The following is a 25,836-nucleotide window of genomic DNA, read 5'->3' as shown; positions in this document are numbered from 1 at the left end:
ATTTAAGGCGTTGATTATATAATGAATAGTTGGGTCATTTATTTACATAATGTGCCAATAAGTATGAAATTTAAAATGAATTGGCACATAAAGATAAGCAATTGATGAGCTTGTAAACTGGATTTAGCATAGCTGAAGCTTATGTGATGACACTCACCTTAAAAATATCATTGATTGCTTCAAAGTGAATTTCACAATCTAAGAATTTTTGAATCATTTCAGCTTGTGTCGTAGTGTGTTCACTGACAACTTGAGCAGTAAATGCACCGCCTTTACCTAAAGCTAAAGGCAATAAAAGTTGGTCTGCTAGATATTCGTCAGCCACAGCATCGCAAGCTAAAAAGGATTTAACTTCTTTGGCTAAATCATGCGCTACTTTTTCTGCACTTTTCTTCATTTCACCTAACGCAGAGAATACTTGTTGGTGGTGTTGGTAATTTAACACCACAAAAGCCGTATTCCCTTGACTAATCCCTTGAAAGTTTAGTCTATTACGTTGGCTTAAGCTCAATTTGTTATGCAATACTTCCAGTTCACGATCCGCAATATTCTGTTGAATATTTAAGGCAGCGGCATATCCATGTATTTCCAGTAATTTGCCTTTATCTAATACTGAATATTCAAGCTTATCTATCCACGGATAAGTTGTAATATTGATTTGACCCGCACCAATTGGAAAGAAACCAGCACGTTCACATTCAAAATCAACCTTTATTCCAAGTTTATGAAGAGCAGGTAGAAAACAAGACTCTATGAAATCTGCAGTCGGTGCCATTGGATTATGTGTTCCGCCGTGGATACTGATGTGACTGATTTCATTTTGCATCATCAGTGCAGGCAGTAGTGTTTGTAAAACCAATATTGTGCTACCCGCTGAACCAATATGAAAATCATATTTACCCGCCTGAACTTGTTGGGGTTGGAAATATAATTTTTGTGAATGTAGTTCAGCACCTTCCACAACGGCATTACTGATGCGTTGTGATGCTTGTACACAGACTAAATGCTGTCGCATTAAGCCCGGCTTTTTACGCCCTGCACGAATATTCACAAGCTCAAATGGAATACCCGTTAACATAGACAGTGAAAGGGCAGTTCTTAAAATTTGCCCTCCACCTTCACCTTGTGAGCCATCAATTTGGATGGCTTTATTTTTTACTAATGTGTTCATTTTGTTTTTCATCATTTCTTTCTAAATCATTCGGTTTTCGAACATGTTTTAAAAATCGTAATTCACTTACAGTATATTAGGGTCTGTAGACATTTCATAAATGGCTTGCGTTGTAGGTTAAAATTGAGCAGGCAAGGCATGAAACGAAGAGAATAGCGAGACTATTTTCGAGTTTCATAACGCAGGCTGAGATAATTTTAGCCACAACCCTGAGCAAGAACAAAGCACTACTTTGTTTGCAGCGCAAGGCGCAGCGGGGGACTAGCGTGTTTTTTGCCGTTACGTCGTTACGAACTACTCATTTAGAATGACTAAATTTCGTATCTCGCGCCTAGTATCGCCTAAAAAACACACGTAGTCGCAAACATAGACGAATTGTCAACAGACCCTATTGATAATTATCTTGTGCTTCTGCTAATGAGATTGCATTTGCACCACTTTTTGAATTTGGATGAATATTTTGTACAGGATCATCTTCCCAAAAACAAACTGGATAAATCTCAAAGTCAAAATTACCCGGAGGTTGATCTCTCGTGTAATGATGACAACAAGAACAAGGGTAATTCATTAAAAATTCCAAAAAGGGGTGAACATACTGTCAGTGCATGGTGATGCTCAGTGCATTGTAACTTTGCTTTCACAAAGGTTTGCCTTGTACGTAGTGATGGGTTGATTTGTGCTTAAAGTTTTAAGCTAACCCGCTCGCTCATCAAGCCACTACACCTTATTTTCAATCCTGTGTTGTGGAGGTGGGGGATCTTGCACTCGCCCAGTATGTTCGGGTGATCTCAAATGACGAATCACTTGAGAAAAGGTGAAATATATTGTCAGTACGTGGTAATGCTGTGTAAATAGTCACTCTGATTCACAAAGGTTTAAGTGATGAAAGTTGATGGATTTGATTGGTGCGTTTCCGCTCTAAATCCGCTTCGCTGTCATTACCCAAAAATGATGCTGACTTTTATTTCAATCTATACAGCCTTAGATCTTGTACTCGCCCAATATATTTCGAGGTCTGATAGGGTAGGCCCTATCAAAGCTTTTAAATGATGGCTTTAAACGTCAAGTAAATCAACTTGCCAATTGGTGGCTTGTATCAATACATTCAAGTCGCGTAATTTGGCACTGATATCATCGGATTGTTTTTGCAATGATGATACTGGAATGACCTTATGCCATTTTATTTCACGTGTACTATAGCGGTCAGGCTCACGTTGTGTGTTGCTGATGGCAGACGTTAAAATTTTATGGCGCTCTACAAGCTCATCACGTTGAGTAAGTAAAGCCAATAATGAACGACCATCCGTTAATTTTGCCAAAGCATTGGTTTGATGAATGGCATAAACAAGTTTTTGAGACTCTTGAGTTAATGCAAATACTTGCTTTAATAACTCGTTTGGATCCTCGGATGGCTCATCACCGTCTTGTACCAATACGTTCGCATTGATACGTTGTTTCAATGAAGCGAGTTTCTTTTGTTGATCGCTTCGTAATAAGAGTGCTTCTGCAAGTTTCATTTTATTTTCCTTATCGCTTTTAATAGTCAATAAATATTTAAAACAACGATTTCATATAAAGTTTGCTGGGGTAGTGTATCAACTGGGATTGATTCGGCAAATTCTATAACGTCTTCTAAAGTTTGAATTTCATGCCAAGTGGCCATGAAATTATAATCATCCTCTTTAGGTTGATCATAATTACAAAATTCTAAATAAGAATAATCCAATGCATCATCCCAAATTGAACATTCATGGCCCCAAGCTAAAGCCCAATAGCATTGTTTAGATTTTACGATCTAAACTCCCTAATTTATGCATCAACTAACCCTTTACACAAACAAGCTGACTTAAGGTATAAACCACTTCCACCAAATCACTTTGTGCTTTCATCACATCTTCAATAGGTTTATAGGCAGAAGGGATTTCATCAATCACGGCTGCATCTTTACGGCATTCCACACCTTTGGTTTGTTCAATCTGATCTTCCACAGTAAACAACTTTTTCGCTGCAGTACGGCTATGTACACGACCAGCCCCATGCGAACACGAACAGAAAGACTCCTGATTTCCCTTACCTTTGACAATAAATGACTTGGCACCCATAGAACCCGGAATAATTCCATACTCACCCAAACGGGCACGTACAGCACCTTTACGTGTTACCAGCACTTCCTGACCAAAGTGCTCTTCTTTATCCACATAATTATGGTGGCAGTTTACGGCTTCCACTTTGGCATTAAATGGTTTGTTGATGATGATTCGTAAAGCTTGAACCGCAGCTTCCATCATTAACTCACGGTTTTTCATGGCAAATCGTTGTGCCCAACCCACTGCAAACCAATAATCATCAAAGTGTTCAGTCCCTTCCACTAAATAAGCTAAATCTTTATCAGGCAGGTTAATAAAATGCTTTTGCATATCTTTACGTGCAAGCTCAATAAAGTGGTTACCAATCGCATTTCCTACACCACGAGATCCTGAGTGCAACATAATCCATACTTGTTGATGCTCATCTAAACAGACTTCTACAAAATGGTTTCCTGTTCCCAAAGTACCCAACTGTTTATGGTTGTTGGTATTTTTCAAACGGGGATGCTTGGCACAGATATATTCAAAATCAGTCACCAACTCAGCCCAAGCCTGATCAACACGTGCAGTAGGTGTATCCCATGAACCTCGGTCACGACGACCACGACCTTTGGTCATACCATGTGGAATTAAACGTTCAAGTTCGGTACGCAGTGCGTGTAAGTTGTCTGGTAAATCTGATGCGCTTAGCGAAGTACGTGCGGCCATCATTCCACAGCCAATATCTACACCGACCGCAGCAGGGATGATTGCGCCTTTGGTTGGAATTACACTTCCAATCGTTGCTCCGATTCCTACATGTACATCTGGCATTACTGCCATCCATTTATAGATAAAAGGCATTTGTGCTGTTTTTAATAATTGGTCTTTCGATTTCTCATCGACAGGGACACCTTTGGTCCACATTTTTATAGGAACACCTTTAGCATCCTGAATTACGTTATAAGTACGTTCCTGTGCTAAGGAAGTTTGTTTTTCGATTTGTTCTGCGACTAACATAGACATTGCTTTGATCCTTTTCAAAACCTGCCTGCCAAGCGGTTGCAGGCAGGTGATATTTATATACATCTCATGATGTATGCTCTATATATTGCAGAGAGTGTGCCAAGTTTTATGGGTTTGAGATTTTTATTTATAAATTATTGATTTATAATCAATAAATAAATTTAAATTTTATTTTAAATGTGCATTTTAAAAAAATATGCAAATTTAAATATTATTTTAGATAGTAATTTATCTATTTTTATATTTTAAATAAAATATAAAACAACCAATTCCTAAACATAATAAGAAAAGGAGGCTAAAACCAATTGAAAAGATGAGGCTATAAATACTACTAAGGAAATATCTTCCACAATGTGGTGCAAATTTAGTTGTAAAATAGCCAAGCCAAATAGCTATTGGGAATATTGATATAATTGAAAAATAATAAATTTTTGAGCAGGTTGGGATATCTTCTTGCTGGAAACCGCAGCCCAAAGTGAGTGAAAGTAAGAAAATGACATAGAAGAAAAATAAGAATACAAAAATTACTAAAGGAAATAAGAGGAAAGCAAACCAAGTACGCATTGTTATTATTCAGGATATTTATCATGTTACAGATTATAGTATGAAACCTAGTTTGGGAGAATTTTTTCTCCCAAACTGAGTTTTATGAAATTTGTGAATCTTAATTTTTGTTCATATCCCATTTCGTATTATCATCAGTTGGTTGATAATGTTCTTCGATATGGATTTTTAACCTCAGTGCGAGAGGATCATCTTCTAGGATTTGACTATGCCCATGTAAAAGTTTCAGTTCGCTTTTTTTACGACGTTTACTTGGCGGTTTTTCATGATAGTTCTGGCATTTCTTATACCAGTGGTTAGTTTCTAAATAGTACTTTTTGACTCTTAGTTTCTCTAAAGCAAGATCAAGATTGTTATCGTCAACAATAACTTGTATAGACATGATTTGCGTTTTACAGACTGACACCTGTCTTTGGTTTTAAGTTGAGACTTCAAGCTAGCAAATTTTTTGTTGATTCACAAGCATCGCTTTTAAACATGATGAGTTTAAAAAGAAAAACAGCCACAAACGTTAAGATCCGATTTTGTGAGTAACATGTTAGAAGGGCCTAAACCCTGCACTAAGGCGTTACTATGAAATCCAATCTATATTCGTGACTGCTTATTGCGTAAATCTATTTATTATAATGAGAGTACATCAACAAAGAGCTGAAGACAGTCGTGGCTCTACCAACTGAGCTACTGTATGTTGTTATACAGGGTGGTATCGAAGCACCGACAAACGCGTAATGTAGTCCTCAAAGTATTTGATCTACTTTCATTTTTGCTTATACAAGATCAAAAAAGTTGGTATTAGATATGTGCAGTACCCGAAATACTGTGCGTGAGATCGCGGTGTAATCCAACAGGTATTTGATCGATTAAACATAGGTCAAAGTCCATCAACAAATTTGATTATAAGACAAACAATTCACCGCTTTTGCTTTAAGCGACTGTATATATACAGCAGAGGAATCTAACCTCTGATCTGTGAATTCTAATGTAGTCCTATGAGTATTTGATGGACTGATGCCCTCAGCATATTTTCATATACTGCCCTACAAGTGAATCAACAAGTTTTTCAAAGACATTCGTGCCTTACCACTTGGCGACCATCATCGAAATGATGGGGTGGATTCGAACCACCGATGACGTCAATTTTAAGATGTAGTCCTTGAAGCATTTGATTCTTTTACTGCTTTGCATAAACAAAATGTTAAAGACGTTTCGTTGCTCTATCCAACTGAGCTACTTTTCAAACTTGGAAAAGAGTGAAAAGGGTGGATTTGAACCACCGACCTACGCATTAAAGATGTAGTCCTTAACGCATTTTATCCGATGTATTTTGCCAACAAAGGTGTCGATAAAACATCAATTATTCAAAGTAATGTAGTTCTATCTGCATTTGGCAATTTCTTACTTAGCACAACAATTAAATATAGAAACAGCATGATCTTGAAATGTAGTTCCTATGGCATTTGTGCTTTTTATCTAACCCAGTCTTATCAAGTATGGACATTGTTAAATGCAAACACTTGAAGTGACTCGATCAAATTTGTTTATACATTCAGCTTGCATAAAGCTGAGTTTGTGTAATATCTATTTTTTCAATTTCATTTACCCAATGATCTGCATGCATTTCATTTTTGGCAAAACTTTCAATCAGTTGAAATACCGTATCGGAAAACCCACCGATATTCATCACATCGCTATGTTCAGGCATTTGTGTGGTGGTATAGGGTTGCAAATCAACACACACCAGTTTTGCATCAGGGTTATGCTGTTTTAACTGTTTCCAATAATGCATCATCCCTGTTTTTCGATGTGATCGTGGAACTTGATCTGCCCATGATTCATTATCAGAGAAGTAAATTACCATATCAACTTTGGCATTTTCTTTCACTAACAGTTCCAAAGGCTTAGAGCAATCAGTTCCTCCACCACACATGCTGGCAAACTTTTTAGCCAAAGCAAAAATATCAATTTCTGAATTTTGCTGTTTTCCAAAATTTTTTCGTTTTAAATATTCCTGTACTTTGCTGAAATTGGATAATTGACGAACTTCAGTATCAAACGGCATCAAACGAATATTTGGATTTACATATTTAAATGCACTAGCAAATAATGCAGCAGCATCTACGCAACGCAACTGAGAGGTTGCACCCTGACGATAACCCGTCACAGAACTCGACATCGAACCGGAAACATCAATCGCAATCACCACATTTCCTTCAAGTTTCGGTACATTGGCGATGGCACGCTGCATAGCAAACTTTAGCGCATTGGCAATTTCATGTGGCATATCCTTTGCAAGTGCTGACCAAGCCATCATCAATTGATATGGAAATACTCGACTTTTGGCTATGGCTTGCTCATCCATCAATTTATCGGCAATGATTTTTGTCATTCCTTTGATTTTAAAAACATCATGGCGTAAGAAGGTATTTAAGTTCATACGTAGCATTTGCCAAGAACCATTTTTTGCAATTTCGGCCCATTGTTTCGCATTCAAATTTAAATTGGTTAGAAGCTGCATCGGCACTTTAGGTACTTGTGTTGCTGTTCCCAATCGAAACTCTTCCAATGCTTGCACTTGAGTCGGAAGTTGGACAAGTTGGTATTCTTTTCCTAGGACATAGGCAAAAAAAGCATCGTGTTGAACTGTTTTTGGTTTTGGATGAGTCATTTTTAACACATCGGCAAGTGAAGGGCTGTTTCCAATATTGGCCGCAATCAATTGTTGATCCGATGCTGAAAGAATCCATTCATTGACCATACGTTTCGGTAATGAACCTAATGATTTACGACCAATCATTCCAGAGCGCATGATTTGAACAAAATTTCTCAACTGTTTTCCATTATCAATAATCAAAGGAAAAACTTGCTTAAATAATTCTGCATCAAGTTCAGAAAGTAAAGCCAATAACACCACTGGTGTATCTTTCATATGTGCCTTTTGGCGTGCATAAATTGCAGTTTTAGCCACAAATTCAGGCTCTACTTCAAGCGCTAGGTTTAGAATATTATCAAGTTGCACTTGTGCATTTTGATAAAAGGTCTGATTCAGTGTACCTGTTGCAGCAAGCTGCGCTAATGCGGCACGAGATTTTAATTTATATGCGCGACCACCAGCTTCGTTGTATTCAATGGTTTTTGGTTTTGCCTGTTGTTTAGAGGCAAAAATTGTCTTGTTCGCCATGACAGCATCCTCAAGTGATTTTTTAATTTCTTGAGATAGATATTGCAGAGAGTGTGCCAAGTTTTGTTTTGGAATGAATATTTATTTTTAAATGACTGATTTTATGAGTTTAAAAGTTTTAAAAGTTCAGTGGTTATGTGTTTTTAAATTTAAAAGTTATAAAATAAAATATCTTTATTTATAGGTTTTTATCTTTATTTCTATTTTTAAAATAAAAATCAATGAGCCTAATGTTGTGCAAATAAAAAGGACACTAAATCCTGCTAAAAGCAAAGTTAGTTGGGGTACAGTCAACCTATTAAAAAACTCAGACACAAAAAGATGTTTTTTTAATTCATATTTTTAATTAAATTAATTGCATGGCGGAATAAACTATTTGAATATAAAAAGCTTGCACTGCCACACCTTACATTTAAAGTTTAAATAGCTTTGCGTAGGCGATGCCTCACTTTTCTAGGGGATGCTAAACCTTGCGCTGCAAAAAAAGCCGTGCTTTGTTTTTGCTCATGTTAGGCGAGGGGTAGATCCTGTACCCCCGCATTCCTACACATAATGGGCGATATCCATGTCGCCACACGATAGAACGATCATCTATGATTCGACAATATTGCATAGCGTTAAATTGAAGTTGGGAAAATTACTTTTCCCAAGGTTTCCCAGTGCGAAGCTGTGTTAATTCGCCGTGCATATTTAGTTCATACTGATCAAAATCATCAGCAATATAAAAATTGCCATGATAGTACTGAGCAATTTCATCACCAATGCTTTGCACACCTTGTGCATCGTGGTAACGGGCACTAAGATGCGTTGCAATTAAATTGGATAGCTGAATCGATTCGGCAAACTCAGCGACCTTTTTTGCAGAACTGTGCATTGGGCCTGCGCCTACTTTATCTAATACAGCTTGGGTATAGGTGGTTTCATGAATCAGTAGTGCCGCATCCTGACAAGCGTTGGATAGTAATTCTGGCTGGTCGTTATCTCCACCGACAATGGCGTAAACACTTTGAGTGTTTTGAATGAGAACATCTTGACTTAAGATGGACTGCCCATTCCACTCAATATTTTGACCTTGTTGTAGATCGCCCCAGAGTTTACCTTTCGGAATTTTGAGTTGATTTAAAACCTCAGTATTGAGTTTGCGCTGAGTTTGTGTCGCTTTAAAGCCATAAGCATAACTTGTCACACGGTGGTGTAAGTGATGAACGTCAATAGAAATATGCTCATCCAATTGCAATGGACTCGTCAATGTATTTACATCGATAAAATGTATTGGATAAGGCAGGAAAAGTTCAGTGAATTGACAGGTTACTTCTAACCATTGCTGAATTTCTTTGGGTGCAATCAGCGTGATTGGATCTTTACGTGCATTCATACCAGCACTTGCCAGTAAACCCATCAAGCCATAACAATGATCGCCGTGTACATGCGTAATGCAAATGGCTTTTAAATGTTGTAAAGAGAGTTTTGCTTGTTGAATACGATGCTGTGTACCTTCGCCTGCATCAAGCAATATCCAGTCTTTACTTTTGCAATAATGAATCGCTAAACCTGACACATTGCGTGTTAATGTGGGCACACCAGAGGATGTCCCTAAGAATGTAAACTGTAACATGAGGAATTAAAACCTATTGAATATTTAAAATGTTTTCTATGATTGTTTTTACAACAAAGCAGAGTGGATTCCATCAAAAAAGTGTCGAATCAGACAGTGATGGGAGAAGTGAGTAAAAGCTTTGTACATCAATAGTATAGTCGCATTATATTCAAAAGAGAAACTGAGATTTTTAAAATATTAAAAAATGACGGTATAAACAGTATTTGATTTTTGACAAAATAAAACTATGCTTTAAGCAAGATATATAAAATTTTATAGATTTATAGAAATATGCAAAAATTTAAAAAAACAGTCGTGATTGGTTTTGTGGGTTCTACTTTAGATCAAGGGAAAAAACTTGATCGCTGGCAACGCTGGCGTCCCACCATGAGTTTGTTGATGCATGAAGATTTAGTGGTTGATGAGCTGGTTTTGTTACATGATCGCCGTAATGTCAGCTTAATTGATCATTTGCGACAAGATGCTTTAGAAATCTCACCGCAAACCCAGATTACTGGCCATAATGTGAATATCCGTGATCCCTGGGATTTTTCGGATATGTATGGTGCATTATATGACTTTGTAAAATCATATTCTTTTGATACTGAGAACAATCATTATCTATTACATATCACCACAGGTACGCATGTTGCGCAAATATGTTGGTATTTATTAATTGATGCGCATTATTTACCAGCCAAACTCATTCAAAGTGCACCTACAGGTAAACAACAACCTGAGGGTGAATATCGGATTATAGATTTAGATTTATCTCGATATGCCGCATTAACCCAGCGGTTTGAACATGAACAGTCTGAAAATTGGCAGCAGTTAAAAGCCAATATTGCCACGAAGAACCAAAACTTTAATCAAATGATTCAAGAAGTAGAACTGGTTGCAACACGTTCAAGTGCGCCAATTTTGATTATGGGTGCAACAGGGGTCGGTAAGTCGCATTTAGCCAAGCAAATTCATCAATTGAAAAAGGAAAAATTTCATCTTTCAGGGCGCTTTATTGATGTGAACTGCGCAACGCTGGTTGGTGATAGTGCGATGTCGACATTATTTGGTCATAGTAAAGGTGCATTTACAGGCGCTATTGCAGCACGTACTGGTTATTTAAAAAGTGCGGATAATGGCATTCTATTTCTCGATGAAATCGGCGAGCTAGGGTTGGATGAGCAAGCCATGTTGCTTAAGGCCTTGGAGGATAAGTCATTCTTTCCTGTAGGAAGTGATAAAGAGGTTCAGGCTGACTTTCAGTTGATTGCTGGAACCAATCGAGATTTACGTGAGGAAGTCCGTGCAGGGCGGTTCCGTGAAGATCTATGGGCTCGCTTAAATACATGGACCTTCTTTTTACCAAGCTTAAAAGATCGTGTGGAAGATATTGAACCGAACATCACCTTTGAATTACAGCGTTTTGCTGTTGCGCATCAACGGCAGTTACGTTTTCATACCGATGCCTTAGAAAAATATTTAAAATTTGCGCAATCTGCAGATGCCAGGTGGCAGGGGAATTTTCGTGATTTAACTGCAAGCGTGACACGTATGGCGACTTTAGCCAATGGCGAGCGTATTGGTTTACATGAAGTAAATGCTGAGATTGGCCGACTACAACAAATTTGGAATATTGCTGAAAATAAAGATGCGTTAACCCAATCGTCACTGATGAAAATTTTAAGTGCTGAACAAGTGGCGCAGATTGATGAGTTTGATCGTATTCAATTGCAAGGGGTGATTGAGGTTTGCCAAAAATCGAAATCCATGGCCGATGCTGGACGCCGTTTATTTTCTGTATCTCGTGAGCAAAGACAAACCACCAACGACAGTGATCGAGTGAAAAAGTATTTGGCGAAATTTGCTCTGAGTTGGGATGATGTGAACGGATAAATAAAGTGAATCATTCACCTTATTTATCCTAGAATTCTTTTTAAATTCAGATTTATGGCACAAGAAGAAAACGCGAAATTGCGATTCTTAACTGCTTTAAATAACCTGTAAAGAAATGGTTTGCGCCTGGCAACACCGTAATCAAATGGCGCTGCGGTTTCGCCCATTCAAGCAAATCAGAGAGTTTAGTCGTCGGATCTGCTTCACCGTGTACAAACAGGATATCGCCTTTAATTGCTGGGGTAACATAATGACGTAGACCATCTACAGTGGATGTTGGTAAACCACATAAGATCACTTGTTGCGGTTTAATTTCATCAGGTAGCGCATGATAGGCTTTTGCCATTACATGTGCACCAAAACTAAAACCGCCAACATAGAAAGGTAGACTTTTGTGTAATTGTCTAACGTGTCTAATGACCTCTAGAATATCTTCAGTTTCAGCAAAGCCTTCATCATGGATTCCATCGCTTTGTCCAGAACCACGAAAACTTGGGCGATAGACCACACAACCCTGTTCAGAGAGGATTTGTGCAAGTAAAGCAGGAACTTTATGTTGAGGTGTACCACCTTGCAGTGGGTGAGGATGACAAACGACAGCAAAACCTTTTACTTCGCCCACAGGATAGTCAACAAAAACTTCAATTTTGCCAACCGAACCTTGAATGAACAGTTGTTCGGACATAATTTAAACGATCATAAGCAGGGAAGTGCGATAGTTTACCGATTCTGTTCACAGAAAACATGAATTGGAATTAAAATATCCCGACTGTTATAGTTTGATTAGTTATTTTTTGATCAGGAAGACCATGCTCGCCTTAATTTCCCCTGCTAAGACGCTCGATTACCAGTCAGCACTCCCGACCGATACGCACACTCTACCAAGACTGCTGGATCAATCTCAACAGCTTATAGACCTAAGTCGTAAACTCTCCGCTTCAGATATTGCCAGTTTGATGAGTGTCAGTGAAAAAATTGCCAATCTCAATGCGGAGCGTTTCCGTGACTGGAATGCTGACTTTAGTTTTGCCAACGCGCGACAAGCGATTTTTGCATTTAAAGGCGATGTTTATACAGGTCTGGATGCATATAGTTTGTCGCAAGATGATCTCAATTTTGCGCAAGATCATTTACGCAGCTTATCTGGTCTATATGGCTTATTACGTCCTCTTGATTTAATGATGCCGTATCGTTTGGAAATGGGAATAAAACTTGCCAATACCCGTGGTCATAATCTTTATGAATTTTGGGAGGATCGAATTACCGATTTGATCAATCAGGATTTGCAACAAAGCGGCTCAACGTTATTGGTCAATATTGCTTCTGATGAATACTATAAATCGGTCAAGGAAGCAAAAATTCAGGCTGATATTATTAAACCAGTATTCTTAGACCAGAAGAATGGTAAATATAAAGTGATTAGCTTCTATGCTAAAAAAGCGCGTGGCTTAATGGCTCGATACATCATTCAAAATCAATTGAAAAAAATGGATGATCTTAAATCCTTTAATACTGATGGTTATTATTTCGATGCCGAGAGTTCATTGAAAGGTGAACTGGTATTTAAGCGTGATGAGCAAGTTGCTTAAGTATTTCAATCGTTTAATGTATTGAAAGAGAGTTGGCTTGCTTAAGCCAGCTCTTTTTCAAAAATAATGTATTCATGACCAAGCGAATTTACCGCTTTGATTTGAATAAAATTAAACATATCTTTAATTAAATCAATTATTTGATGATGTAAATCTAGCACTGCCACACCTTACATTCAATGTTTAAATAGCTTTGCGTAGGCGATGCCTCACTTTTCAGAGATGAAAAGTGACAAAAATCTTCTGTTTGGCGAGGGGTACGTCCTGTACCCCCGCCCAACGGCGACATCCCTGTCGCCCCACGGTAGGATCACCATCTATGATTCAAAAGCACAAAAAATAAGCTTCATTTTTGATCAATGACTTGATAGAAATCACTTGTATGAATAATTAGCTAGTTTGACTATAAAATAATCTGCAGGTCTTTCGGTGATTTGTTCATGTGTAAACTCATCACAGAACATGGGATCATAACCATGTTGCGTACCATCAAAAAGTAAAATTTCTTCATTGCTTTCTACATCTACCGCGTAGATGAGTTCTGGTGTAAAGTCTGTCCCACAAATGAGCTGATATTCTTCAAAAATCTCTCCATAATATTTGATTTTAAATCGTTTATTTTGTGTGGAGGATTGTATTTGACCTCGCCATTCAATATCAATGAGATCTTGAAAATAGCCAGCGTGTTTATAACAAGCAAATTTGTCTAAATGAGAAGGGGCTAAAAATTTTGATTTATTGATCATGGGATAACAGCCAAAAATGTTGTATTAATATATAAAGTCTTAGATGTTCTATAAATATGATCATAGCTAAAACAGAAAATTACCTCAAACCATTCAATCAGTATTGGGCTGAATTTGCGAATCACATAGCAATCGAAACAGAGCAGTGTATTTTTTTACAGCAGTTGCTTGTTGCTGCTTATACCGAGCCACAACGTCATTATCATACGGTTCAACATATTGTCGAATGCCTTGCGTTATTTCACCAAGTAAAAGCGCAATTGAATGATCCTGTTGCTGTTGAGTTGGCAATTTGGTTTCATGATGCCGTTTATAATCCACAAGCAAAAGATAATGAACAACAAAGTGCTCAATTAATGCGTGAGCATTGTGCGGATATTTTAACGCAATCGGTCTTAGACAAAGTTTCTCAATGGATCATTGCAACACAAGAGCATCAACCGTCTAAACAGCATGATTTAAATTATTTACTTGATATCGATTTAGCAATTTTAGCTAGCTCTGTTGAACGTTTTGCAGAATATGAACAGCAAATTCAACAAGAATACGCGTGGGTTGATGCAGAAATCTATAAAGTCAAAAGAGCAGAAGTTTTACAGCATTTTTATCAAATGCAACCTTTGTATCAAACTGAATATTTTAGAAAACATTTTGAGCAAAATGCGAAAGTAAATTTGTCAAAATTTTAAAAGTAAATTTATATCAGAGCAGAAATCGTTATTACTCGGTCTTTTATAAATTTGCTGATTTCATTTTTATAGTTAAATTTCATAACTTTAAGTATTTATTTTATTAACAAACCTTCGTTTATATTTAGGAAAATATTTTGAACATTGTCAATATTTTGAGTTTATCAGGGCTTGTTTTCTTAAGCGCTTGTTCTCAACAAAATTCTCAGAATGCAGCTCCAGCGGAGTCTACGAAAAAAGCAGCGATTGCAGCAGATAATAATGACAAAGTTGATCGTGCAAAAGCTGATACAGGAAAGGCAAGCAGTGAAGTTGAAGTCGAAATTCCTACGACTGTTACTGAAGCAAAAATAGAGCATAAATCTAAAGGATTAAATTATCCTGATGAGCTTATACAGCAGGTAAAAGATGCGCAGAAACATTGTAAGCAAGCTGTAGCGGTTGATATGAAAGATGTTGTTACGGTTGTGGATTTAATTGGGGATGATCAGCCAGAATATATTTATGAACCTGACTCGATTAGGTGTATTGAAGATGGTGTATTTAGAGGGCATGGGGGAGATCAGCTGGTGATCTATCAATCTAAAGATCATAAAACCATACAAGAAATTTTTAACAGTGCAGTATTTTCTTATCAGATTATCAATAATCAAGCCAAAGCTATCGTTCAAGTCGAAGTTGGTGGGGGATATTGTGGGCAAAACATGGCAGAAATTAGCCGTGCAGAAGCAATCAATTGCAAGCGTAATCTGGAATGGGATGAGAGCCTAAAACAGCTGAAGATGGGTAAGATGTATGTTGATGAACCGAAGGCTAATGCTGAATAAGTGCTATTCAATATAAATAGCACTTTAAGCAGCCAGTTATGCACGAATAATCATACAGGTCGCTGTTGCATGTGCATATAATTTGCCATCTTCATCGACCAGTTTCCCTTCAGAAATGGCCAGGCTTTTACTTAAATTAATCAACTGTCCAATAGCAAATAATTGCTTATTTTGAGGTACAGGGCGGCACATTTTTACATTTAAATCGATGGTCCCATAACCTACGCCTGCTTCTAGGGTGGTATGTACAGCACAGCCAGTTGCTGAATCTAAAACTGTTGCTGCAAAACCGCCATGTACGCCACCTAAAGGATTTAAATGACGCTGATCCGCTTTGACTTTAAAACTTGCATGACCATGCGAAATTTCATGTAAATCCATCGGGATGGTTTCACTAATCGATGCTCTAGGAATTTGTCCATCAACCATTGCTTGTAGAAATTCAAGCCCTGTCATTTCTTTTGGGTGTTTCATATATTTATCCTTTATATAGGGTTCTAAAAGAGAACTTAAAATAAAATATGATGTTGAGGGATTTACTGTCAAACTTTTTATTGAATTTGAACGATTGAGTTGATCTTTTTAATGTTCAAAATCGTAGAATTTTTCAATATGGTTGGATTGATGAATGATTTTTAAATCAATTCTTTCACCCGTTGCCCACGTGGCAATCGATGCTTGTAAGTCGACATCAATAATATCGAGCTCTTTACATAAGGTTTGATCACTTTCAATCACAATGAATTGAGGTGATTGTGTCTTTAGACACTTTGCAATATACCGTTGAATATTTTGGAGCTGATAAACATCTATAATTTTATAACGCATACTTTTCCAAATATTATATTTAAATTGTTGTATTGACTAATTTAGAGCGAATCATTTCGCTTTTCAATTAAAAAACATCCGTATGATAAAAAATATCTGTTTCACTATAATTTCACTACATCATTGTAGTATCTTTATGGAAAATTTATAAAACAAGGAAATCATTATGAAAGGGCAATGTGTTTGTGGGGCAACAACTTTTACGGTTGAATTAAAAAATCATGATGTTCATGCGTGTCATTGTTCAATTTGCCGAAGACAAACGAGCGGTGTAATTATGACGATTGATGTCGAACAGGGCAGTTTACAGTTTACTCAAGATCAGCACTTAAGCATTTATAATTCTTCTGATTGGGGCGAGCGAGGCTTTTGTAACTGTTGTGGTACAAATTTATTTTGGCGGACTAAAGACCAGAGTTATTGCAATATCAATGCATTTGCATTGGATCAACAGCCTCAAGATATAAAATTCGATATGGAAATTTTTATAGACAATAAACCTGAGTTTTATGCTTTTAACAATGAGACAAAAAAACTAACCGAAGCAGATGTGATTGCACTATTTGCCGGAACCACTGATTCTTAAGTGAGTTATTCACTGATTCTGATAAGACCTTAAGTTTTTATAAGACCAATAATTCCATGCCAGCCAATTTAAGATTGACTGGCATTTTTATGTGCTTGGACGCTGAGTTTAAGGTTTATAAAGCCCAAGTTCGGTCAAATGTAATCTTAAAATCCGTCTAAGTTCCAATACCGCTTCAGGTGTCTCTTGGATCGAATGACCACCTTTGATAATTTTCTCAGATACTGCGCCGTCCAAATGTGAGCTGGTATATGGAACGATTCCATCCGTCATCACGTTAGGATCGTTGCTATTGGTGATATTGCCCATAATTGAATGATAGATCATGTCTTTCTTTGGCATCACGTTTTCAGTCAATTTGGTGAAGTTTGAGCTATGACTTAAGTCACTTGGACCATTTTGAATTAGTCCATGCCCAACATCTTTTAAAAAGTTTTTTGCATTTAAATCACGCTCATCAATAGAATCAGCTAAGGCCCCTAAGAATGCACCTGGCAGCTTAATAATCCGACGAGCAGCCAAAGTGAACCAGCGATCAGCAAATGCAGTACCACGATGTGGTGCTGAAATAAAAATAGCACGATCAAAATTAGGCACAGATTGAATGGTCAAACGAGATTTGAACATTGGATCATCTTTAAATTTATCAAATTTACGATTGTTCAACATCTTTAAGGCAGGTTGCGTCAGATTAGCATCACTGACTAATAAGCGCGCAATAATCCCGCCCATACTATGCCCAATCAGTACGGCATCTTTAGCAGAAGCCGAATTTTGATTAATTGAAGCAAAACCTTGATTAATGATGGCATTGATCTGAAAACGGCTTTCTAAGATTGGCATATTGGTTGAATAAAAAACCTGCCAGACTTGATAGTGCTCACGTAATACATTGTCACCCATAATATCATTGGTTAAGCGAATCCACGCTTCAGGGCTACTGGCTAAACCGTGTACCAAAACAATCACTTTCTTATTGGGGTTATACGGTTCAAGCATATATAAATGAGGCATGGTCAGGCTTTGATCGCGATCAATTAAGCTCAAATAAGCCGCAATACCTAAGTTGTTTTGAGCCAGCCATAGACCATAGGGTGCTGAAAAGTTTGCAGCAAGCGGGTATTGTTTACCACCAATTTTTAAATTTTCAATGCTATAAGGGTCATACACATTCAGTTGAAAATTTGGATTATGTAAGATGTTCTGTAATGATTCATTTGCATTTTCAGGTTGCGCTGCAATACTGACCGATAAATAACGCGGTTGATGAATATTGGGATTCATGCCATTTTTGTATTTATAATCAAACGGATTCACAATATATTTGTTTTCTTCAGGTGCTGTCGTGTTGGGTAAAATTGCGACAAATTCTGCACCGAAACCGTCTCTACGGTTGATCGAACGTAATCCTGAGAAGTTTAAATTATAGCTTGAAACGAGATCTTCAAGTTCAATTTGAGCCAGTGCTGGGTAGCCATTAAAATTAATACGATAAGTGCTTTTGCCCACTTTAATTTGTTTTGCCACTTTTTGGTTTTTATTTCTTATGGCATATGTCGAAATCAGTTTGGCTAAGGCTTGATTATAAAAGTCACGTATCTGAACTTGTCGGTTGTTAAAAATACGGTCTTGGGGTTGGCGTTCAGTTTTAAACAAATAGGCATAACTATAACGGATACTATTATCTAACATCACCATTTGCTGATCTAAACATTGCTCATAGTTTTTCTGAGAGGCTTGCTGCTTTTCAGTGGATTGATGTTTTGAAAAAAGACTGACTTTACAATTAGATGAGTCACCAAGATTGATTGCTTTGGTTAAGTAAATTTCACTTGCGGTGGAAAGCAGTTGTTCATCTTGAATCTGTGGAATTTCGGCTAAATCAGCCACACATTTTTCGGGTTCATCTGTACACGATTTGGCTTCACGTCCAGTCATTGATAAAACATTTAAGCTGGCTTCACTCATTTTTGAACGGGTCAAAATGCTGTCACGCTCATTGGCAATGGTTACGTTCACCTTTTGATTTTTTACACTGACAACTTGGCATCCAGATAAAATCAATGGGCTCATTGCTAAAGCACAAAGCAAAATATTGTTTTTTGAGTATTGCATAATCATTAACTAGATCAATCTTTGTCTGAATCATACGTTAGTTTTATTCAATTTATAAACAAAAAAATAGACTGAATGTTCAGCCTATTTTTTCAAAAATTTATAAATTTATTTTGCCAGAGCTGGGTTTTTCAAAACCTGCCAAACGTTGTAACGACCTTGTTTTTCAATTTCTTGAATTAAACGATCAGCAACTTCAGCTTCTTCTGGGTATTTCACTTTATAGTTTTTCAAGGTTTGGATCGCATTTTTCTTTTGCTCCATACCAATAAAGTTGTTTGCAGAAGATAAATAGGCTTCTTGAACACCTTGTTTGATGGCTTTATCTAAATATGGAATCGCTTCTTTTTGACCGCCACCCTCAGATAAAGAGAAACCAAACCATAAGTTTGCTTCAGCATCATCTTTGTTGATTTTAAGAATACGTTGAGCATACTCTAATGACTTGGTGGTATAAGAAGAACCTAAGTCAAGGTTACGTCCCAAAACACTGGCTTTAAATGCACGAATCAAAATATCAAAAGAAGCATTTGGTGCCGCAGCCAATTGGTCAAGCTGAGTAGAGACTTCTTTCAACTTAGTTTCAAAGCCTTTACGTTCTTTACGGTCACTAAATTGTGGTGGGTAATGACGTGCTTTGCCTTCAACCATTTGCAAGAAATCATCAATGGCGGTGATGTCAATTTCATTGTTTCCAGCAAGTACTGCATATTTCATAGCACGTTGTGCGCTATTTACTGTAGGTACAATCAGTTTATTGGTATCTAAAATGATTTTTTGGCTTGGATTTGCCGGATCTGTCACTTCGAGTTTATTTACAGGTTGAGCCGCTGCTTTTTTCAACTCTAATTCAAAAACTGGCGGTTGCGAGTAATCGAAAGGGTTTAATGCATAGAACGGAGGAGACAATTCAGGCTCAGTGTAAATAAACGGCTCGTTTGCATCTATTTTATTCTGTTGCTTGGTCGGTGTTGTTGAACACGCAGTAAGTAATGATGTTGCGAGCAATGCATATGCCAAAGGCTTAATCGTCATGTGTTTCTTCCATTAATTTATATTAAAAAACGTGCATGCGCATCAGTCTATGAAAAGACGTCTGAACATGCAACTTGATTTGGTTCGTATTATTAAAAATTATACATTACAGTCTATTGACACTTCATTTTGTGAAGTAGTTGGGGCTGTTGAGATTTCATAAATGGCTTACGTTGTAGGTTAAAATTGAGCAGGCAAGGCATGAAACGAAGAGAATAGCGAGACTATTTTCGAGTTTCATAACGAAGGCTGAGATAATTTTAACCACAACCCTGAGCAAGAACAAAGCACTGCTTTGTTTGCAGCGCAAGGCGCAGCTGGGGGACTAGTGTATTTTTTGCCGCTACATCGTTACGAACTACTCATTTAGTATTTCGCGCCTAGTATCGCCTAAAAAACACACGTAGTCGCAAACATAGACGAATTGTCAACAGGCCCTAAGAAACCTTATGCTTTCGATGAGTGGTTTTGTGCTTCACATTCACGTCTAACTTCTTCAATAATTTTGATTTCATCTTCACTTAAAGGCTGTTCAATATTGTGTTGTAAATTAAAGGTTGGGTCTAAAAGTGATAAACGCTGGCACAAACTATTGATGCGTTTTTCATTTTGTTCCAAACGATCTAATAAAACACGCATACCATCAAGCATAGGGTCGGATTGTTCTGGTACGGCTGCGTAGGCTTGAAATTCTGTGTTTTCAATACCACTGGTCATTTCTTCTGGACAACTTGGTTCTGGTGTAGTGACGATTTCTTTATCTTTGCTAATAAAGCGAGCAGGATTACCTACCGCCGTGACGCCATCAGGTACAGCTTTAGTCACCACAGCATTTGAGCCGACTTTAGCATTTTTACCGACCACAAAAGGGCCTAGGATTTTTGCACCAGCGCCTACTACAACACCGTCTGCTAAAGTCGGATGACGTTTACCTTTATTCCATGTCGTGCCACCTAAGGTCACCCCATGGTACAAGGTGACATCATCACCAATTTCTGCTGTCTCACCAATCACTACACCCATACCATGATCGATAAAAAAGCGTTTACCTATTTTAGCGCCAGGGTGAATCTCAATACCTGTGGCAAAACGACTAAAAGAAGACAAAATGCGTGCTGAAGTTTTACAATCTTTTTCCCATAATTCATGGGCAACACGATGCATCATTAATGCATGTATCCCAGGATATGTGGTTAAAACTTCAAATGTATTACGCGCAGCAGGATCTCGCGCAAATACAGCTTGGATATCTTCTTTAAGCTGTTTTAGCATTAGTTTTGATCCTCATCTTTTGACTTTTTCCATGTACCATTATTTAAGGCTTGAACTCGGCTAAAAATGCCTCTTAATAAATGATATTCCATCTTATCTAATTGTATACGCCCAAATAATCGACGCAAGCGTAAAGGCAGTAAACGCGGGTTTTTAGGGTCTAAAAATTCGATATCAGCCAACATTTTTTCAATATGCGGATAAAATTGTTCCATTTGCTCATGTGTGACCAAAGGTTCATCCCAATGCATATCTGCTGAATCTGTTACCCGCATCACTGCTTCAGTATCCAGTTTCTTATCAGCCAGTTCTAATGTTGCCATACGCATTTCATAGCACAGCACTTGAATTGCTTGAGCAACATTTAACACACCATATTCACTATTCACTGGTACGGTGACATGAAAGTTTGCCAGTGCAAGCTCTTCATTGGTTAAACCACGATCTTCACGACCGAAGACTATAGCGATTTCTTGCTGATGTTGAATAACCGCTTGCATTGATTTTTGCGCTGCAGGACGTGCATCAAGCAAAGGCCACGGAATGGTGCGACTACGCGCACTGGTTCCAAATACAATATGACAATCTTTAATGGCATTTTCTAAGCTGTCGACAATTTCTATGTGCTCAATCAGATCTGCCGCACCCGCTGCCAAGGCATCTATATCTGGGTGAGGGTAGGTTTTAGGTGTAACGAGCACAAGTTTAGTTAAGCCCATTGTTTTCATTGCACGTAGAGCACTTCCGATATTGGCAGGAAGTGTCGTATTGACCATGACAATGCGTACATGACTTAAATGCTGTGAAATCACAGCATTGTCGAAAATATCCATGAATATTCCAAAATATTAAGCTTTAAATTCAAATAGGGAGGTTAGGAGAATTGGCCTGCATCTGCCATATAGTCATCCATTGCATCATCCATACTCATATTTTCTGGCGGTGGTGCAACTTGAGTCGGTTGGGCAAGTCCACGATGATCCACGGCTTTTGCCGCTTTAGATTTGACTTGGTATTCAATATGAATAGATTCTTTACCAAAGTAATCACGTAATTTGGAAAGCAACTCATCCAATGGGGCAACTTTCCATTGTTGCCCTAAATGTAACTCAGCCGTGGCATAGTCATAATCTAACTGGATCTGCATTGGAATATGTTGACACATATCGACATTACAGAAAGGCAGTAAGATCTTTTGAATATCCGAGGCTAAAGTTTTCGTCATCACTTCAGTATTCAGTGTTATGGCAATGCTATTGGCACGCTTTTGTCGAATTTCATTGAGGGTGAATGCTTTGGTCAAACGACCCATAGGGCGGTCAAAACCTTCACGTTCATAAATTTCACCTTCAATCACCACCACTTTTTCATTTTGAATAATGTCTTTAAAGCGTTGGAAGCGTTCATGATTCGCAGAGACTTCGATACGTGCTGTGCCGTCATCAAGGGTAATCATCATTCGATTTGGGAAATTGGCAATATCGACCACTAAACCAGCGAAAACGGTGGTTACACCACGGCGAGTAGGGGTTAATTCATTAATTTTATTTGGAATAAAGGATTTTAATTCTGCACGATAGACATCAATTGGATGACCTGTCAGATATAAACCCAATGTATCTTTTTCGCCTTTTAGACGCACTTCATCAGACCACGGTTTTACAGGTTTAGCTGGCTTACGTTGAACCTCTTCAACTTCACCAAATAAGTCCATAATGCCCGTTTCACGATTTGAACGTGCTTGTTCAGCGGCTTGGACGGCTTCTGGAAGTTGAGCCATTAAACTTGAGCGTTCAATTCCCAAACAGTCCAGTGCACCAGCGCGAATCAATGCTTCCAATGTTCTTTTGTTGATTTTCTTCAAATCTACACGGTGGCAGAAATCGAATAAATCTTTAAAAGGACCATCTTGCTCACGTGAATCAATCACGGATTGCATGGCTTGTTCGCCGACACCTTTAATTGCACCTAAGCCATAAATAATGGTGTTTACATCACTGGCATAGAATTGGTAGAACGACATATTGACCGATGGCGGCAATACCACTAAGTTGTTGATTCGGCAGTCATCAATTAAAAATACAATGTTATCTGTATTTTGCATTTCCGAAGACATCACCGCAGCCATAAATTCAGAAGGGTAATGTGCTTTTAACCAAGCCGTCTGATAGGCAACTAAAGCATACGCAGCGGCATGTGATTTGTTAAAACCATAGCCTGCGAATTTTTCCATATAGTCAAAGATATGGTTGGCTGTACCTTCATCAATATCTTTTTTCGCAGCACCTTCAATAAAGGTGGCACGTTGCTTGACCATTTCCTCGACTTTCTTTTTACCCATCGCACGACGAAGTAAATCTGCACCACCCAGTGTATAGCCAGCACAGAACTGTGCGGCTTGCATCACCTGTTCCTGATATACCATGATCCCATAAGTGGGTTCGAGTACACTTTCTAACAGCGGATGTAAGTATTCAAATTCACCACCATGCATACGATGGATAAAGTCAGGAATAAGGTCCATTGGACCCGGTCGATATAAAGATACGAAGGCAATAATTTCTTCAAATTTACTTGGGCGTGCTTCTTTAAGCATTTTTTTCATGCCCACGGATTCAAACTGGAATACCGCGGTGGTATTTGCGTCAGCAAATACTGCATAGGATTTAGGATCGTCCAAAGGAATGTTTGAAATATTTAACGGCTTATCAGATTGAATACGCTTATTAATATTTTGAATCGCATCTTCAATTACAGTAAGGTTACGTAAGCCCAAGAAGTCGAATTTTACTAAGCCCGCAGCTTCTACATCATCTTTATCGAATTGGGCAACCCGTCCTGTACCATCAGCTTCACACAAAATTGCCGAATAATCGGTGATTTTGGTTGGTGCGATGACTACACCACCTGCGTGTTTACCTGTATTACGGGTAATGCCTTCAAGCTTGAGTGCCATTTCCCAGATTTCAGCAGCATCGTCATAATCTGGGTTGGATGGATTGGTCACAATATCTTTAAGTTGTGGTTCAGCCTCAATAGATTCTTCTAAGGTGAGTCCTAAAGGTTTAGTCGGAATCATTTTAGAAATACGATCTGCCAAACCATAAGATTTACCTAAAACCCGTGCTACATCTCGAATCGCACCTTTAGCAGCCATGGTACCGAAGGTTGCAATCTGAGAAACCGCATCACGACCATAATGGCGTGCTACATAGTCAATGACCTTATCACGCCCAGCGATACAGAAATCGATATCAAAGTCGGGCATGGATACACGTTCTGGGTTTAAGAAACGTTCAAAGAGTAGGTCATAACGCAGCGGGTCTAAGTCAGTAATTTTTAAACTATAAGCGACGAGTGAGCCTGCACCTGAACCACGACCGGGACCTACAGGAACCCCATTGTTTTTAGACCATTGAATAAAGTCCATGACGATGAGGAAGTAACCAGGGAAATCCATTTTATTGATAATGCCAAGCTCATAGGCCAGACGTTCATCATAAGGCTTACGGATTTCAGCCCAATCTTCATCACGTGTTTCAACAGGGTAAAGGAAGTCTAAACGTTCTTCTAAACCAATTTCAGAAAGATGCTCAAAGTAAGAATGGATAGTATGACCTTCCGGAATTGGATAGTCTGGTAGATCATGGAATCCTAAACGGAGTGAAACGGTACAACGCTTTGCAATTTGTAAGGTGTTTTCTATGGCACTTGGAATATCTGCAAATAGCTTAATCATTTCAGCAGAGGTTTTAAAATATTGCTCAGGGCTGTAATGCTTAGGACGTTTACTATCGCCTAGAACATAACCATCTGCGATACAAACGCGTGCTTCATGTGCTTCATAATCTTCTGGTCTAACAAAATGCACATCATTATGCGCCACAACACCAATATTATATTTTGCAGCGAGTTTAACCGCTTCTTCGTTGAAGCTTTCTTCTAATGGGCGACCTGTACGTGTCAGTGCTAAATAAACACGATTGCCAAATTTTTCGATCCATTGTTCTAACAGCGGTTCGGCTTTTTCAGGATAAGCTGCACAGAGCATTTCTCCGACATCACTATGTAGGCCCAAAAGTACAATGATGTCTTGAGACTGTTCAAGTACCCAATCTTTTTGTACACATGGAATCGACAGCTGTTGTCCTTCAATAAAGCCGCGAGAGACTATTTCAGTCAGACCACGCCAGCCTTTATTGGTCATTGCCAGTAAGGTTGCTTTATGGTTTGCATCATTTAATCGAATTACACTGCCGAAAATAGGTTTAATCCCTTTCCCCAGCGATTTGTTGTAAAACTTAACTGCTGCATGCAGGTTGGATAGGTCTGTAATGGCTAAAGCGGGCATTTCATCAGATGCGGCAGCTTTAATCAGATCAGGTATACGTACGATCGATTCTGTAATCGAGAATTCGGTATGAATACCAAGATGAACAAACTGCATAGACCTATCCTATATGAAACTGTCGGCTATTTTATCACGCTTAAACTGTGATGTGCTGAAATAAAATGTTCTGGATGAATTATTGCTTTGTATTTAAGTATTTGAAATATATTTAAATATACTGAATTTTTTAATTTTGGCTTTTAGTTGCATGATTAACCAGCAGTCAGCTTGAGTTGTGTGTTGATGGTCTTTTTTACATAGAAA

General features: G+C 38.1%; 22 protein-coding genes. 5 read left to right on the top strand and 17 right to left on the bottom strand.

Features of this window, described 5'->3' with window-relative positions; translation table 11 throughout:
- Nucleotides 1-139: 139 nt before the first annotated feature.
- The 8 genes from rtcA to ACZ5QH_RS13850 form a co-directional block, all read right to left on the bottom strand.
- Complete coding sequence (rtcA, locus tag ACZ5QH_RS13885) at nt 140-1,171, bottom strand: RNA 3'-terminal phosphate cyclase (protein ID WP_303577874.1); 1,032 nt, start codon at nt 1,169-1,171, stop codon at nt 140-142.
- A 388-nt stretch (nt 1,172-1,559) separates the two neighbouring features.
- The gene (locus ACZ5QH_RS13880) at nt 1,560-1,739 is read right to left on the bottom strand and encodes a CPCC family cysteine-rich protein (RefSeq protein ID WP_303577875.1); all 180 of its coding nucleotides are present in this window, start codon (nt 1,737-1,739) and stop codon (nt 1,560-1,562) included.
- A 487-nt stretch (nt 1,740-2,226) separates the two neighbouring features.
- On the bottom strand, nt 2,227-2,688 hold the full coding sequence (locus tag ACZ5QH_RS13875) for a DIP1984 family protein (protein WP_004822548.1): 462 nt from the start codon (nt 2,686-2,688) through the stop codon (nt 2,227-2,229).
- A gap of 26 nt (nt 2,689-2,714) precedes the next feature.
- Complete coding sequence (locus ACZ5QH_RS13870; protein WP_419315623.1) at nt 2,715-2,966, bottom strand: DUF7684 family protein; 252 nt, start codon at nt 2,964-2,966, stop codon at nt 2,715-2,717.
- Between the two features lie 25 nt (nt 2,967-2,991).
- A complete protein-coding gene (locus tag ACZ5QH_RS13865) occupies nt 2,992-4,257 on the bottom strand; it encodes an RtcB family protein (protein WP_303577886.1) in 1,266 nt (421 codons plus the stop codon).
- 670 nt (nt 4,258-4,927) lie between these two features.
- Entirely contained in the window at nt 4,928-5,209 is a 282-nt protein-coding gene (locus ACZ5QH_RS13860; RefSeq protein ID WP_234624326.1) for a hypothetical protein, read from the bottom strand.
- Between the two features lie 1,164 nt (nt 5,210-6,373).
- The gene (locus ACZ5QH_RS13855) at nt 6,374-8,005 is read right to left on the bottom strand and encodes a TROVE domain-containing protein (protein WP_303577877.1); all 1,632 of its coding nucleotides are present in this window, start codon (nt 8,003-8,005) and stop codon (nt 6,374-6,376) included.
- 637 nt (nt 8,006-8,642) lie between these two features.
- Nucleotides 8,643-9,620 (bottom strand): ribonuclease Z, encoded by a 978-nt coding sequence (locus ACZ5QH_RS13850; RefSeq protein WP_303577878.1) that lies wholly within the window; start codon nt 9,618-9,620, stop codon nt 8,643-8,645.
- A gap of 273 nt (nt 9,621-9,893) precedes the next feature.
- Here ACZ5QH_RS13850 and rtcR point away from each other — a divergent pair, with 273 nt between their 5' ends.
- Nucleotides 9,894-11,495 carry an RNA repair transcriptional activator RtcR gene (rtcR, locus tag ACZ5QH_RS13845; RefSeq protein ID WP_303577879.1) on the top strand — a complete coding sequence of 534 codons (1,602 nt, stop codon included), beginning with the start codon at nt 9,894-9,896 and terminating at the stop codon, nt 11,493-11,495.
- Nucleotides 11,496-11,547: 52 nt separating this feature from the next.
- Here rtcR and ACZ5QH_RS13840 read toward each other — a convergent pair whose 3' ends face one another.
- Nucleotides 11,548-12,180: an alpha/beta hydrolase gene (locus ACZ5QH_RS13840; protein WP_004719268.1), complete on the bottom strand. Its 633-nt coding sequence runs from the start codon at nt 12,178-12,180 to the stop codon at nt 11,548-11,550.
- Nucleotides 12,181-12,304: 124 nt separating this feature from the next.
- Here ACZ5QH_RS13840 and yaaA point away from each other — a divergent pair, with 124 nt between their 5' ends.
- A complete protein-coding gene (yaaA, locus tag ACZ5QH_RS13835) occupies nt 12,305-13,084 on the top strand; it encodes a peroxide stress protein YaaA (protein ID WP_303577880.1) in 780 nt (259 codons plus the stop codon).
- Between the two features lie 374 nt (nt 13,085-13,458).
- On the opposite strand, the gene ACZ5QH_RS13830 is transcribed toward yaaA, so the two are convergent.
- Nucleotides 13,459-13,830: a hypothetical protein gene (locus ACZ5QH_RS13830; protein WP_227504295.1), complete on the bottom strand. Its 372-nt coding sequence runs from the start codon at nt 13,828-13,830 to the stop codon at nt 13,459-13,461.
- A 56-nt stretch (nt 13,831-13,886) separates the two neighbouring features.
- Here ACZ5QH_RS13830 and ACZ5QH_RS13825 point away from each other — a divergent pair, with 56 nt between their 5' ends.
- Both ACZ5QH_RS13825 and ACZ5QH_RS13820 read left to right on the top strand, forming a co-directional pair.
- Nucleotides 13,887-14,519 carry an HD domain-containing protein gene (locus ACZ5QH_RS13825; RefSeq protein ID WP_303577881.1) on the top strand — a complete coding sequence of 211 codons (633 nt, stop codon included), beginning with the start codon at nt 13,887-13,889 and terminating at the stop codon, nt 14,517-14,519.
- A gap of 137 nt (nt 14,520-14,656) precedes the next feature.
- The gene (locus ACZ5QH_RS13820; protein ID WP_303577882.1) at nt 14,657-15,346 is read left to right on the top strand and encodes a hypothetical protein; all 690 of its coding nucleotides are present in this window, start codon (nt 14,657-14,659) and stop codon (nt 15,344-15,346) included.
- Nucleotides 15,347-15,382: 36 nt separating this feature from the next.
- On the opposite strand, the gene ACZ5QH_RS13815 is transcribed toward ACZ5QH_RS13820, so the two are convergent.
- A complete protein-coding gene (locus ACZ5QH_RS13815; protein WP_034618304.1) occupies nt 15,383-15,820 on the bottom strand; it encodes a PaaI family thioesterase in 438 nt (145 codons plus the stop codon).
- A 108-nt stretch (nt 15,821-15,928) separates the two neighbouring features.
- A complete protein-coding gene (locus ACZ5QH_RS13810; protein WP_004719281.1) occupies nt 15,929-16,174 on the bottom strand; it encodes a hypothetical protein in 246 nt (81 codons plus the stop codon).
- A 166-nt stretch (nt 16,175-16,340) separates the two neighbouring features.
- On the opposite strand from ACZ5QH_RS13810, the gene ACZ5QH_RS13805 reads away from it, so the two are divergent.
- The gene (locus ACZ5QH_RS13805) at nt 16,341-16,760 is read left to right on the top strand and encodes a GFA family protein (RefSeq protein WP_034618305.1); all 420 of its coding nucleotides are present in this window, start codon (nt 16,341-16,343) and stop codon (nt 16,758-16,760) included.
- A 108-nt stretch (nt 16,761-16,868) separates the two neighbouring features.
- Here ACZ5QH_RS13805 and ACZ5QH_RS13800 read toward each other — a convergent pair whose 3' ends face one another.
- The 5 genes from ACZ5QH_RS13800 to dnaE form a co-directional block, all read right to left on the bottom strand.
- On the bottom strand, nt 16,869-18,881 hold the full coding sequence (locus tag ACZ5QH_RS13800; RefSeq protein ID WP_270384133.1) for a lipase family alpha/beta hydrolase: 2,013 nt from the start codon (nt 18,879-18,881) through the stop codon (nt 16,869-16,871).
- Nucleotides 18,882-18,983: 102 nt separating this feature from the next.
- Nucleotides 18,984-19,910 carry an ABUW_2363 family tetratricopeptide repeat lipoprotein gene (locus ACZ5QH_RS13795; protein ID WP_034618307.1) on the bottom strand — a complete coding sequence of 309 codons (927 nt, stop codon included), beginning with the start codon at nt 19,908-19,910 and terminating at the stop codon, nt 18,984-18,986.
- A gap of 447 nt (nt 19,911-20,357) precedes the next feature.
- Complete coding sequence (gene cysE / locus ACZ5QH_RS13790; protein WP_244013061.1) at nt 20,358-21,182, bottom strand: serine O-acetyltransferase; 825 nt, start codon at nt 21,180-21,182, stop codon at nt 20,358-20,360.
- Nucleotides 21,182-22,015 carry an RNA methyltransferase gene (locus ACZ5QH_RS13785; RefSeq protein WP_303577883.1) on the bottom strand — a complete coding sequence of 278 codons (834 nt, stop codon included), beginning with the start codon at nt 22,013-22,015 and terminating at the stop codon, nt 21,182-21,184. Before ACZ5QH_RS13785 ends, cysE begins: the two co-directional genes overlap by 1 nt.
- Before the next feature lie 41 nt (nt 22,016-22,056).
- On the bottom strand, nt 22,057-25,629 hold the full coding sequence (gene dnaE / locus ACZ5QH_RS13780) for a DNA polymerase III subunit alpha (RefSeq protein ID WP_004822504.1): 3,573 nt from the start codon (nt 25,627-25,629) through the stop codon (nt 22,057-22,059).
- Nucleotides 25,630-25,836 lie beyond the last annotated feature (207 nt).

It is taken from the genome of Acinetobacter sp. Ac8 (genome assembly GCF_055392545.1).
This window is presented reverse-complemented; position numbering and strand designations above follow the sequence as displayed.

Excerpts from the sequence above, each read along its gene's own strand:
- ACZ5QH_RS13840 (WP_004719268.1), bottom strand. The coding sequence starts at position 12,180 with ATGTCCGAACAACTGTTCATTCAAGGTTCGGTTGGCAAAATTGAAGTT.
- rtcR (WP_303577879.1), top strand. The coding sequence starts at position 9,894 with ATGCAAAAATTTAAAAAAACAGTCGTGATTGGTTTTGTGGGTTCTACT.
- ACZ5QH_RS13880 (WP_303577875.1), bottom strand. The coding sequence starts at position 1,739 with ATGAATTACCCTTGTTCTTGTTGTCATCATTACACGAGAGATCAACCT.
- ACZ5QH_RS13825 (WP_303577881.1), top strand. The coding sequence starts at position 13,887 with ATGATCATAGCTAAAACAGAAAATTACCTCAAACCATTCAATCAGTAT.
- ACZ5QH_RS13810 (WP_004719281.1), bottom strand. The coding sequence starts at position 16,174 with ATGCGTTATAAAATTATAGATGTTTATCAGCTCCAAAATATTCAACGG.
- ACZ5QH_RS13805 (WP_034618305.1), top strand. The coding sequence starts at position 16,341 with ATGAAAGGGCAATGTGTTTGTGGGGCAACAACTTTTACGGTTGAATTA.
- ACZ5QH_RS13785 (WP_303577883.1), bottom strand. The coding sequence starts at position 22,015 with ATGGATATTTTCGACAATGCTGTGATTTCACAGCATTTAAGTCATGTA.
- ACZ5QH_RS13815 (WP_034618304.1), bottom strand. The coding sequence starts at position 15,820 with ATGAAACACCCAAAAGAAATGACAGGGCTTGAATTTCTACAAGCAATG.
- ACZ5QH_RS13800 (WP_270384133.1), bottom strand. The coding sequence starts at position 18,881 with ATGATTATGCAATACTCAAAAAACAATATTTTGCTTTGTGCTTTAGCA.
- ACZ5QH_RS13875 (WP_004822548.1), bottom strand. The coding sequence starts at position 2,688 with ATGAAACTTGCAGAAGCACTCTTATTACGAAGCGATCAACAAAAGAAA.
- rtcA (WP_303577874.1), bottom strand. The coding sequence starts at position 1,171 with ATGAACACATTAGTAAAAAATAAAGCCATCCAAATTGATGGCTCACAA.
- cysE (WP_244013061.1), bottom strand. The coding sequence starts at position 21,182 with ATGCTAAAACAGCTTAAAGAAGATATCCAAGCTGTATTTGCGCGAGAT.
- ACZ5QH_RS13860 (WP_234624326.1), bottom strand. The coding sequence starts at position 5,209 with ATGTCTATACAAGTTATTGTTGACGATAACAATCTTGATCTTGCTTTA.
- dnaE (WP_004822504.1), bottom strand. The coding sequence starts at position 25,629 with ATGCAGTTTGTTCATCTTGGTATTCATACCGAATTCTCGATTACAGAA.
- yaaA (WP_303577880.1), top strand. The coding sequence starts at position 12,305 with ATGCTCGCCTTAATTTCCCCTGCTAAGACGCTCGATTACCAGTCAGCA.
- ACZ5QH_RS13865 (WP_303577886.1), bottom strand. The coding sequence starts at position 4,257 with ATGTTAGTCGCAGAACAAATCGAAAAACAAACTTCCTTAGCACAGGAA.
- ACZ5QH_RS13830 (WP_227504295.1), bottom strand. The coding sequence starts at position 13,830 with ATGATCAATAAATCAAAATTTTTAGCCCCTTCTCATTTAGACAAATTT.
- ACZ5QH_RS13850 (WP_303577878.1), bottom strand. The coding sequence starts at position 9,620 with ATGTTACAGTTTACATTCTTAGGGACATCCTCTGGTGTGCCCACATTA.
- ACZ5QH_RS13855 (WP_303577877.1), bottom strand. The coding sequence starts at position 8,005 with ATGGCGAACAAGACAATTTTTGCCTCTAAACAACAGGCAAAACCAAAA.
- ACZ5QH_RS13795 (WP_034618307.1), bottom strand. The coding sequence starts at position 19,910 with ATGACGATTAAGCCTTTGGCATATGCATTGCTCGCAACATCATTACTT.